This is a genomic window from Dehalococcoidales bacterium (assembly GCA_030698765.1).
GTDB lineage: Bacteria > Chloroflexota > Dehalococcoidia > Dehalococcoidales > UBA2162 > JAUYMF01.
In genome coordinates this window covers 1-11,315 of the sequence record JAUYMF010000168.1, presented here as the reverse complement: position 1 = coordinate 11,315, position 11,315 = coordinate 1, and the positions used below count along the sequence as shown (strand labels likewise).

General features: G+C 52.5%; 10 protein-coding genes. 8 read left to right on the top strand and 2 right to left on the bottom strand.

Features of this window, described 5'->3' with window-relative positions:
* The 5 genes from Q8Q07_08270 to Q8Q07_08250 form a co-directional block, all read left to right on the top strand.
* On the top strand, window positions 1–186 hold a 186-nt coding region (locus Q8Q07_08270), incomplete at its 5' end, for a TIGR00725 family protein (GenBank protein MDP3880277.1).
* 40 nt (window positions 187–226) lie between these two features.
* Complete coding sequence (eno, locus tag Q8Q07_08265; GenBank protein MDP3880276.1) at window positions 227–1,510, top strand: phosphopyruvate hydratase; 1,284 nt, start codon at window positions 227–229, stop codon at window positions 1,508–1,510.
* A 36-nt stretch (window positions 1,511–1,546) separates the two neighbouring features.
* On the top strand, window positions 1,547–2,542 hold the full coding sequence (locus tag Q8Q07_08260) for an MBL fold metallo-hydrolase (protein ID MDP3880275.1): 996 nt from the start codon (window positions 1,547–1,549) through the stop codon (window positions 2,540–2,542).
* A gap of 56 nt (window positions 2,543–2,598) precedes the next feature.
* On the top strand, window positions 2,599–3,612 hold the full coding sequence (gene gap / locus Q8Q07_08255) for a type I glyceraldehyde-3-phosphate dehydrogenase (GenBank protein ID MDP3880274.1): 1,014 nt from the start codon (window positions 2,599–2,601) through the stop codon (window positions 3,610–3,612).
* 93 nt (window positions 3,613–3,705) lie between these two features.
* Window positions 3,706–4,884 (top strand): tubulin/FtsZ family protein, encoded by a 1,179-nt coding sequence (locus Q8Q07_08250; GenBank protein ID MDP3880273.1) that lies wholly within the window; start codon window positions 3,706–3,708, stop codon window positions 4,882–4,884.
* A gap of 62 nt (window positions 4,885–4,946) precedes the next feature.
* Here Q8Q07_08250 and Q8Q07_08245 read toward each other — a convergent pair whose 3' ends face one another.
* Window positions 4,947–5,447, bottom strand: coding sequence for a hypothetical protein (locus Q8Q07_08245; GenBank protein MDP3880272.1), 501 nt, complete (start codon window positions 5,445–5,447; stop codon window positions 4,947–4,949).
* A 97-nt stretch (window positions 5,448–5,544) separates the two neighbouring features.
* Entirely contained in the window at window positions 5,545–7,431 is a 1,887-nt protein-coding gene (locus tag Q8Q07_08240; protein ID MDP3880271.1) for a hypothetical protein, read from the bottom strand.
* Between the two features lie 328 nt (window positions 7,432–7,759).
* Between Q8Q07_08240 and Q8Q07_08235 the strand changes: the two genes are divergently transcribed.
* From Q8Q07_08235 to Q8Q07_08225, 3 genes are all read left to right on the top strand, one after another.
* Window positions 7,760–8,935, top strand: coding sequence for a tubulin/FtsZ family protein (locus Q8Q07_08235; GenBank protein ID MDP3880270.1), 1,176 nt, complete (start codon window positions 7,760–7,762; stop codon window positions 8,933–8,935).
* A 443-nt stretch (window positions 8,936–9,378) separates the two neighbouring features.
* The gene (gene dnaX, locus Q8Q07_08230) at window positions 9,379–10,989 is read left to right on the top strand and encodes a DNA polymerase III subunit gamma/tau (GenBank protein ID MDP3880269.1); all 1,611 of its coding nucleotides are present in this window, start codon (window positions 9,379–9,381) and stop codon (window positions 10,987–10,989) included.
* Window positions 10,986–11,315 carry a YbaB/EbfC family nucleoid-associated protein gene (locus Q8Q07_08225; protein ID MDP3880268.1) on the top strand — a complete coding sequence of 110 codons (330 nt, stop codon included), beginning with the start codon at window positions 10,986–10,988 and terminating at the stop codon, window positions 11,313–11,315. The genes dnaX and Q8Q07_08225 overlap by 4 nt, the downstream gene beginning before the upstream one ends.

Here is an 11,315-nt window from a genome sequence, read left to right as displayed (position 1 = left end):
GTCATCGCCGTTGGCGGCAGCTACGGCACCCTCTCTGAAATCGCCCACGCCCGGCAAGGCGGTATTCCGGTCATCGGGCTGAAGACCTGGAAGATAGCCAGAAATAACCAGCCGGACAACTCAATCATCACCGCCGAGAGTCCGGCTGAAGCGGTAAAGAAAGCCCTGGAACTGATTAACGCCTGAAAACCCCAGTCCTTCAATATAGAATAGAAAGGTGAGGGAAATGTCAATTATCAGCGCCGTCACCGCCAGAGAAATCCTGGACTCCAGGGGCAATCCAACACTGGAAGCCGAAGTAAGGCTGTCTGACGGCGCCACCGGGCGGGCAGCGGTGCCCTCCGGCGCCAGTACCGGCCAGTACGAGGCGGTAGAGCTCCGTGACGGCGACTCCCGGTACAACGGACTCGGCGTTCTCCGCGCGGTGAACAACGTTAACCATGAAATCGCCAGTGCCATCACCGGGATGGTGGCTGACCAGGCAGCCATTGACCACCGGCTGACCGAGCTTGACGGAACCGACAACAAATCACGCCTGGGGGCAAACGCCATACTGGGGGTATCCCTGGCCGTAGCCCACGCCGCAGCTGACTCGGCTCATCTCCCCTTATACCAGCACGTCGGCAAGTCCGGCAACTACACCCTGCCGGTGCCGATGCTGAATATCCTCAACGGGGGCAAACATGCAGCCAATTCAACCGATTTTCAGGAATTCATGGTGGTACCGGCCGGGGCCGCCAGCTTCCACCAGGCGCTGCAAATGGGCGTTGAGGTTTATCACTCGCTGAAAAGAGTGCTCAAGGACAGGGGGCTGAACACCAATGTCGGTGATGAGGGCGGCTTTGCCCCTTCCCTGCCATCAAATAAACAGGCCATAGAAGCAATCCTGGCTGCCATTGAAAAAGCCGGCTACCATCCCGGCAGGGACTGCTTTATCGCCCTGGACCCTGCCGCCAGTGAATTCTACCGGGATGGTCGGTATGTCCTGTCGATAGAAGGCGTTTCTCTGAGCTCCGCGGAAATGGCGGACTATTACAGCCAGTGGGTGGCAAGCTACCCTATCATCAGCATTGAAGACGGCTTGGCTGAGGATGATTGGGAAGGCTGGCAGCTATTGACTCAAAAACTGGGCGCTAGAGTCCAGCTGGTGGGCGATGACCTCTACGTCACCAATGTCAGCCGCCTGAGCCGGGGAATCAAACTGCGAGCCTCTAATTCCATCCTCATCAAACCAAATCAAATCGGCACTCTCACCGAGACCATCGCCGCGGTTGAGATGGCGCACCGGGCAGGCTGGACGGCGGTGGTCAGTCACCGCTCCGGTGAAACCGAAGACACCACCATCGCTGACCTTGCTGCGGGACTGAATACGGGACAGATCAAGACCGGCGCCCCCTGCCGCTCCGAGCGCACCGCCAAGTATAACCGCCTCCTCAAGATAGAAGAGGAGCTGGGGACAAAGGCCAGGTTCGCCGGTATGGGAGCCTTCGGCAACCTCAAACGCCAATAAGAATAATGAGATTACGTTTTATTATGAGGACTTAACATGACTGAAATTATACCGGGTATCTACCAGATGCCAATACCAATACCGAACAACCCCCTCGGGTACACCAATACCTACCTGATTCGGGGAAACGGGGAATGTCTCCTGATTGACACCGGCTGGAATAATGAGGAGACGCTCCAGTCCCTGCAAGACCAGCTGGCGGAAATCGGCGTTGGTTTTAAGGATATCTCCCGGATAATAGCTACCCATGCCCATCCCGATCACTACGGACTGGCGGGCAGGCTCCGAGAGCTTTCTTCGGCCAGTATTGCCCTCCACTCTCTGGAGGAAAAGCTTATCACTTCCAGATACCTGAATGCCGACGAGACCCTCCGTCAGACCGGAGAATGGCTACGCGTAAACGGCATGCCGTCCAGTGAACTACCGGCGACCCAGACAGGCCCGGCCGGTGCGAGGCGGTTCGGGGCGGCGACCTTACCTGATATTATCCTGCACGGCGGGGAAGACATCGCCATCGGAGGCTTTAACCTTAAGGTGCTGTGGACGCCGGGGCACTCGCCCGGACACATCTGCCTGTACGAACCTGCCGAGAAGATATTATTCTCGGGAGATCATGTTCTGCCTGTTATCACCCCCCACGTCAGCCTGCAAAATCAGTCCGGCAATAATCCGCTGGTTAATTTCCTTAACTCCCTGAATGAGGTAAAGCAACTGGATGTCAAAGTCGTTTTACCGGCGCATGAGCACCTTTTCGCCGATTTACCGAAAAGGGTTGCTGAAATCTTCCAGCATCACGAGCACCGGAATTCAGAAATCCTGGAAGCGATAAAGACAGGGCCCAAGACAGCCTATCAAATATCCGCCGCAATTACCTGGATGCCGTCACTGGATGGTGTCAGGTTCCAGAATCTGGCTCCCTGGGATAAAAGAATGGCCGTCTCGGAAACCCTGGCACACCTGGAAGCAATGAGAACCGATAGCCGGGTAGATAAGATCCCCAGGGATAGCATTATCTACTATCATCTTAACTGACATGTATATAGCGACAAGATAAGGTTAATTTAATTATATTAGAGAGGAGGCACATTATGACAACCAGAATCGGCATTAACGGCTTCGGACGCATCGGCAGACTGACCTTCAGAGCGCTCAACCGGTACCACGGCGCCAACCTGGAAGTTGCCGCCATTAACGACCTTACCGATACCAAAAGTAACGCCCACCTGCTGAAATGGGACAGCAACTATGGCGCCTACCCGGGTAAAGTAGAAGCCCGTGAGGATTCAATCGCCGTTGACGGCAAAAGTATCAGGGTATTCGCAGAGCGTGACCCGGCCAATATCCCCTGGAAGGACTACGGCGTCGACATCGTCATCGAGTCCACCGGATTTTTTACCGATGCCACCAAAGCCGCCGCTCACCGGAAAGGCGGCGCTAAGAAAGTGCTTATTTCCGCCCCGGCCAGCAATGAAGATATCACCATTGTCCTCGGGGTCAATGAAGAGCAGTACCTGCCGGACAAGCATAATATCATCTCCAATGCCTCCTGCACCACCAACTGTATTGCCCCGGTAGTTAAAGTACTGAACCAGAGCTTTGGCGTCAGTAAAGGACTGACGACCACCATTCATGCCTACACCAACGACCAGAGGATCCTGGATACCGTCCATAAAGACCTGCGCCGTGCCCGGACTGCCGCCATGAACATTATCCCTACCACCACCGGCGCTGCGCGGCTGGTCGGTGAGATAATCCCCGAACTCAAAGGCAAGGTGCACGGATTATCTTTCCGGGTCCCGACATCTACTGTCTCTGTTGTTGATTTCGTCGCTGACCTGGCTAAAGATGTCACCATCGAGCAGGTCAACCAGGCTTTTCAGGCAGCGGCTAAAGGGCCCCTGTCCGGGATAATGGAATACTGCCAGGAAGAACTGGTCAGCTCGGACTTCAAGGGCAACCCGGCAAGCTCAATTATAGACGCTCCGGGAACCATGGTCATCGGCGGCAACATGGTCAAGGTACTCGCCTGGTACGACAATGAATGGGGTTACAGTTGCCGACTGGCTGACCTGGCGGCTTACGTGGCCGATAAAGGTTTGTAAAAGCGCCGGATACCGAGATTACCAGACTAATAATTGACATCTTCTCATCAGGATTCCTAAAATGAAACAGGTATTCTATCCTGAAGGTGATAAATGAAATTAGTTGTCGTAGGTATGGGGCAATGCGGTGGCCGGATTGCTGATGAATTCGCCCGGTTGAATAAGAAGGCGCAAAGCCGGCGCGGGATCGAAATAGTTACCGGAGCCTTTGCCGTCAATACTGACATCGCTGACCTTAGTGGATTGACCCGTATCAAGCCCGATTACCAGCACCGCATACTTATCGGCGGCCGCAAGACCGGCGGCCACGGCGTGGGTAAAATCAATGAACTGGGCGCTGAAGTAGCCAAAGAAGACGCCGATAAAGTCATCGAGAGCATCAGGACAACAACCAAAAGACTGCCGGAAGCAGACGCCTTCTTGCTGACCGCCGGCGCTGCCGGCGGTACCGGCTCCGGCTCAATTCCGATAATGGCCAAACACATTAAAGAACGCTTCGCTGACAAACCGGTGTACGCTGTTATCATCCTCCCTTTCGAGCACGAAGAACAGACCGAGGAACGGACGATATATAATGCCGCCACCTGTCTTAAATCCACTTACCTCACCGCTGATGCCATCATCGTCGTTGATAACCAGAGGTATATCAGGAAGGATTCGCCGCTCAGAGCCAATCTGAACAACATTAATACCATGATTGTCGAACCGTTCTACAATCTGCTCTGCGCCGGTGAAGAGAAGAAGACTCAATACATCGGGGCAAAAGTGCTCGATGCCGGTGATATAATACAGACTCTATCCGGCTGGACGGTTATCGGACATAGCAGTTCCAATTTCTCCCTGTTCCGCTCCATCTTCCAGCGGACACGCGATTTCAGGAACAAGGTCAATGAAACTCAAAAAGGCATCCAAGCTATGGATGAAGCCATCGCCAGGCTATCGGTCAAGTGTAATCCCGTTGATTCCCGGAGAGCCCTGTATCTGGTATCGGCACCGGCCAAAGAAATGAATATGGACATGATCAAGGAACTGGGGATTTACCTTAAAGGCATGGCCCGTGAGTCAATTATAAGGAGTGGCGACTACCCGCGGCAAGGCGGTTCAATGGATGTTTCCGTTATCCTGTCCGAACTGAATGACCTGGCTAAAGTCAGGAACTACTTTACCCGGACTATCAGCCTCATCGCCAACATCAAAAAGAAACAGGAAGGTCTGGAAGGTAAATTTACCGCACTGGATGGTAGCCTGAGAGATATACCTTCGCTGCTATAATTGCTCCCTCTAATCCCGGCAAAAGAGATAGGCACGCACCTCACCGGTCATTTTTTCCGGACTCACCTTACAATTTTAGAATATATTGCCCAGGCTTGTTCTACCGTCTCCTCACGGATATTCCAGGCTTTAGTTATAGCCCCGTCACGCACTTTCATCGCCTGCTCTATCGCCTGCTCCGCCTCTCTCTCTGCCTGTTCTCTCGCCTTTAAATAGGCTTCTCTGGCCTGTAGTTGAGCTTCCTCCCGTGCCTTCACGATTTGCGCTAATGCCTGCTCAAAAGCATGGTTGGCCTGCTGCTCCGCCCTTCTATAGGCGCTGGTAACCTGCTTCTCGTTCTCCTTATATATCCTTGATACTTGCCGTTCGGCTTCCATGTAGGCCGCGTATGCCCTCTCGGCTTGTCCTAAAACCTCGGCAAGCGGTTGAATGTCCGGCTCCGCCATTTCTATCTGTCCATCTTCGCCCCCCTCCTTAACTTCCCCCTCCGGCAGTATAACTGACTCCTCGATTTCTTCACTAACAGCACTATTATTCTTTTTAGCCTTACTCTTTGGTTCCATTACAGGAAACCTCCTTTAATCCGCTATTAAACATTTATCTACGAACAAGAGGCAGCTTCCAAGCCCCCGTCAACTCGGTAATTTCTCCCCACCCAAACTATTGATCAGTTGCCTCGATATCTTCTTTTTCCGTCCTTCTCTCTTCTCCGGTCTGTTCAGTTTGTTTCGCTCTCCTCGTTTCGTACATTCTAGCCAGGAATTCTAAACGCGATTCGATCTTGTCCCTGGCTTCTTCCGGTCCCTTCTCCTCCTTTACACTCTTTGCCCTGGTCTCTTCAGTATCCTTATCTTTAATTTCGATCTTTTCATCCAGGTCTTCTTCTGTTACTTCACCGGTATCATCAGCCGGGTTACCGGCCACAGCGGAACGGCTAATCGCTTCCTCGAAAGCCCTTATGGAGGCTTCCGCAGTCTCTTTAGTCAGTTTGCCGGTGGCTTCAGCCCGGCTTATTGCCTCCTGAAAAGCTTTTACTGATATCTGAGCCGCTTCCTTTGCTGCCCGTGTAGACGCCTCGGTAGCCTCCATAGCCGCTTTTATTGATGATTCCGCGGCCTGTCTAGCCTGACGGGTAAGCGCCTCAGCCGTATCCCTGGCGGCTCTGGCTGACGCTTTTGTTGATGCTTCAACAGCCCTGGCTGATGACTTGGCCGTTTCCCGGGCTACTTTGCTTATTTCTTCAGCCTTACTTATCGCCTCCTGCGAAGCTTTTATTGATATCTCAATCGCCTCCTCGGCGGCCCGTACTGACATCTCCAGTGCTGCCTGAGCCGCTTTGGACATCGCCCTGGCAGTCTCTTTAACCGTCAGGCTCGTCGCTTCCGCCCGTCCCAGCGCCTCCTCAAATAACCTGGTGGACTCCTCAGTTACTTCCCTGGCCTGCCGGCTTATCGCCTCTGCCCTGGTCATCGCTTCCTGAGAAGCCTTTATCGATATCTCCAGTGTTTCCTGAGCTGCGCTGGCAGCTACTTCAACCACCTCTTTAGTTGTCGCGCTTATTTCCTCAACCTTACTTATCGCTTCTCTGGTAATCCTGGCCGAGGCTTCAGCCATCTCTCTGGCCTGTTTACTCACCTCCCCGGCCCGGGCCAGACCCTCCCGCGAAACCTTGAGCGACTCCTCAGCAATCTCTCTGGCGTCTTTGCTTATCTCTTCAGCCCGGCTTAATACCTCCCGGGACATCGCGGCAGACGTCTCGGCTATCTCTCTTGCCTGATTGCTTACCTCTTCGGCTCTACCGCTGGCTTCGAGAACACTGGCGGCTGATGTTTCAACCGCCTCTTTAGTCAGCGCGTTCATTCGCTCAGCCCGGCTGACCGCTTCCTGGGAAGCCCTGATTGATGCGTCAGCAGAGGCTTGAGCCACCCTGTCCATTTTCTCAACCCTGCCTATCGCTTCTTTAGCCGCTCTATCGGCTGCTTCAGCCATTTTCCTGGCTGACTTACTGGTTGTTTCGGCCTGATTTGCCGCATCCCTGGATGACCTGGTTGCGACCTCAGCCGTTTCTTTAGCATCCCTGGATGTTTCCTCGATACGGCGTAAATCTCCCTGAGATGCTTTTAACGCAGCATCAGCAGCATCTTTAGCCGCCTTTCCAATTTCCTCGGCCCTTCTTATCGCTTCCTCAAAGGCTCTGGTCAGTTTCTCCGCGGCCTCTTTGGGCGCTCTAGCCGCCTCCTCAGCAATATCTATCGCTTTCTGAGCTGTTTTTAGCGAAGACTCGGCTGTTTCCCGGGCTACCCGGCTTATTTTCTCAGCCTTATCAACCGCTTGCTGGGCTGTCTTCGCTGACGACCCGGCAACCTTCTCAGCCTCTTTGCTTATCTCTTCAGCCCGGCTTAACGCTTCTTGAGACTTTCTGGCTGAGGCTTCGGCGGCCTCTCGAGCTGCTTTACCCAGTCGCTCAGCCCTGGCTACTGCTTCCTCAAATACGCTGATTCCCTTCTCCGCGTCATTCAGCAGTTCCGGGGACTGTTCACCAACCATCTTCTAGCACCTCTGCCCCATTTTAATATAGGTTTTTTAGTTTTTCAATAGCCCTCCCTCCAGAGCCTCTTTTCGTGCTATCATCAAAACATCCGTTCTAGCCATTAAGAAGAACCCCGGTTCTTCTGCCCGGCGCAGCAAGATAACCCATCAGCGCAATACTTGATACCAATTATACGGACACCGTTATCAATTTTACTTTACCCTATCGGTTATTTCAGCCACGCAGCAAGTTAATCAGGCGTAGCGGAGAATAAAATACTACCAGAGATTGACATTGCTTTGCCAGTGTGGTTAAAATAATTAAACTCTACACCAGAGGTGAGAAATGAAATTAGTGGTTATAGGCTTGGGACAATGCGGCGGCCGGATTGCTGATGAATTCGCCAAATTAAATAATAGAGCACGCGCCCAACGCAAGATTGAAATTGTTACCGGAACCTTCGCCGTTAATACTGATGCTGCCGACCTCAGCGGGTTGGTCCACATCAGGCGAGATTACCAGTACCGCATGCTTATCGGCGGCCGCAAGACCGGTGGTCACGGTGTGGGCAAAATAAATGAACTGGGCGCTGAGGTAGCCAAAGAAGATGCTGATAAGGTCATCGATGCTATCAGGGCTACCCGGAAATTCTACGAAACAGACGCCTTCCTGCTTATTGCCGGCGCTGCCGGCGGTACCGGCTCCGGCTCCCTGCCCGTAATCACCCAGCACATAAAGCAACGCTATATGGACAAGCCAGTTTATTCGGTTATCGTCCTGCCCTTCGAGCATGAAGAGCAAGTTGAGGAGCGGACGATATATAATGCCGCTACCTGTCTCAAGTCCACCTACTCCGTAGCTGACGCTGTATTCCTCGTCGATAATCAGCGCTATATCAGAAAGGACTCTTCGCTGAGAAACAACCTGACCAAAATCAACGCCCTGATTGCGGAACCGTTCTACAACATACTCTGTGCCGGTGAAGAGAAAAAATCGAGAAATATCGGAGCTAAATTACTTGATGCCGGCGACATTATGCAAACCGTGGTCGGCTGGACGGTTCTGGGCTACGGGTCGACAACGCTGCCTGCATTCAGACTCCCCGGGCAAAAGTCCCGTGATTTCATAAAAAAGGGTGCCGAAACGCAAAAAGGCATCCATACAATGGATGAAGCCATCAGTGAGCTATCACTCAGCTGTAACCCTGCCGATTCAAGGAGGGCTCTCTATCTCATCTCGGCGCCATCCCGGGAAATGAACGTGGACCTGATTAAGGAACTCGGCGATTACTTGAGAGGTATCGCTCCGCAAGCCATAATACGGAATGGTGATTATCCCAGAGAAAAAAGTTCACTGGACGTCTCCGTGATCCTGTCTGAACTGAGCGATGTTGAAAAGATAAGAAACTACTACACCCAATCAACCAGACTCATCCCTGAATTCAAAAGGAGGCAGACGGAGACGGCGGTCAAGCTTAAGGAAATTGAGGATACCTCAAGGGATATTCCATCGCTACTATAACCGGTCAAATTTAAGCTCTTTTGCCAGCTTTACCATGGTAGCAGGGAACTGCACACATCAGGTAGGGCTGGTTCTTTTTTAATAGACAAGCCTACCGCTAATTTAAGGGTATTATTCGGTTTCGGTCGGTGGCTGCCATTGCCTGACCATTCAGCGAAGCAATCTCTATCTTCCAGGCTGGAGACCGCCACATCGGCTACATCCCCTTCGCAATCGGTCACGCTAGACAACCGGCACCACAAAGGACGAAGATAAGCGGATACTCCCGACTGCTCATGTCCGTTATCATTCCGTAGCTGATACGGGACAAGCTTCGCCAGAATGACAAACACGGCTATTTTCGAGGTAATGACAATTAAAAAAACCAGCCAAACCAAACAGAACCAATTTTAAAATTCCTTTGGTAACCGGCCAGCTATTAAGGTATAATAAGACCAGTTAAGATGTCTTCTCAAGTTTTTTATCGTAAATGGCGTCCCCAGACTCTGGCTGAGATAGTCGGGCAGGAACCGGTTACCCAGACGCTACGCAATGCGCTCAGCAGTGGGCGTATCTCCCATGCTTATCTTTTTTGCGGACCGCGCGGTACCGGTAAGACCAGTACCGGACGCATCCTGGCCAAGGCGGTAAATTGCCTCAATAATGGCAACGGTGAGCCGTGCAACACCTGTGACCTGTGCCTGGCGATAACCGAAGCCAGGTCTATGGATATTATTGAGATTGATGCTGCCAGCAACACCGGTGTTGATGATATCCGGAACCTCCGGGAAAAGGTCAACTATGCGCCCGGTCAGGCACGTTACAAGGTCTACATCATCGACGAAGTCCACATGCTGAGTAATAGCGCCTCTAATGCTCTCCTCAAAACCCTTGAGGAACCGCCGCCTCACGTCATCTTTATCCTGGCCACTACTGAAGCCCATAAAATACTGCCCACCATCGTCTCCCGCTGCCAACGCTTCGATTTCCGGCGCCTATCCCAATCGGATATAAGTTCAAAACTAACCCAAATTTGCGCCACCGAAGGCATTCAGGTAGAAACTGAGGCATTACGGCTCATTGCCAGAAGCGCCACCGGCAGTCTGCGTGACGCTGAGAACTTGCTGCAACAGCTGACCACTTACTATGGTGATGAGATCAATCTCCAGCAGGTCCAGGCTATCCTCGGTATTACCGGTGACTGGCGAACCAAAGAACTGGTAAAACACATCATCAATAATGAAGTTTCCGCCGGGATAACCACCATCAACAGCGTTAGCAATGACGGACTGGACTTAAAGCAATTTAACCGGGAAGTGGTCGGATACCTCAGGGCTTTACTTCTGGTCAAGACCGGAACTGAAGACTCTCTAGACCTGACTGCCGAGGACATCGCTGAACTCAAGGCATTAGCCGCGGGAGCCACTCTCGAGCAGGTGCTGAGAGCAGTCAAGCTCTTTGGCGAGCTTGAGCTTGGCTTCGATAGCTACTCTACCTTACCCATGGAACTGGCGCTTATCGATGCTGCTTCGCCCTCAGCGGGAGAAAAGGAACAGTTAGCCAAACCCGCCGCTAAAGAAAGTCTTATCCCTCCCGCTAAACCTGAATCCCGCCAACAAGAAGCTCCGCCACCGTCACCCGCTCCTACTACTACCCCATCTCACACCAGACAAATCCCGGCTAAACCCGGACCAGCCGCTGTTCCGGAGCCAGCCAGGGCTGCTGCCGCCATCACCCCGATTGAGGCCAACAGTGAAGTGGAACGCCTCAAGTTGAACTGGAAACAGATTATCGAGCAGGCGCCGGGGGACGCCAAGAAAACTCCGGCCATCGCCATCCTCAGAAGCGCCGGGGTCAAACCGGTCACCGTTGAAAATGGCACGGTTTGCCTGGCGTTCAGGTACCCTTATCATAAAGAACAGATTGAGAAGATAGAAAACCAGCGGGTAGCGGAAAGAATCATCAGTAACTTCCTGGGACACCCCTGTCATGTACGGTGCATTCTGGAAGACAATCATCTGCTGAAAGCGGCGCTAAAAATGGGCGCGCAAATGACTGATACGGAGGAAAAATGAACTTTTCGATGATGAAACAGGCGCAAGAACTTAAGTCAAAACTGGACAAGGCGCAAAAAGAGCTGGGCAACATTATTGTCGAAGCTGATTCCGGCAAAGGGGCGGTCAAAGTTACCGTAAATGGTAAGCAAAAACTACTCTCAATCAAGATATCGCCGGAGGTGATTGACCCCGCTAAACCGGAACGCCTGGAGAAACTGGTATTGCAGGCGGTAAACGAAGGCCAGGACAAATCCCAGAAAATGGCCGCAAAGCAATTGAAAGAATTGACCGGGGGTCTTAAAATCCCCGGGTTAACCTCATGTATGCCGGGGGGTAAACATTGA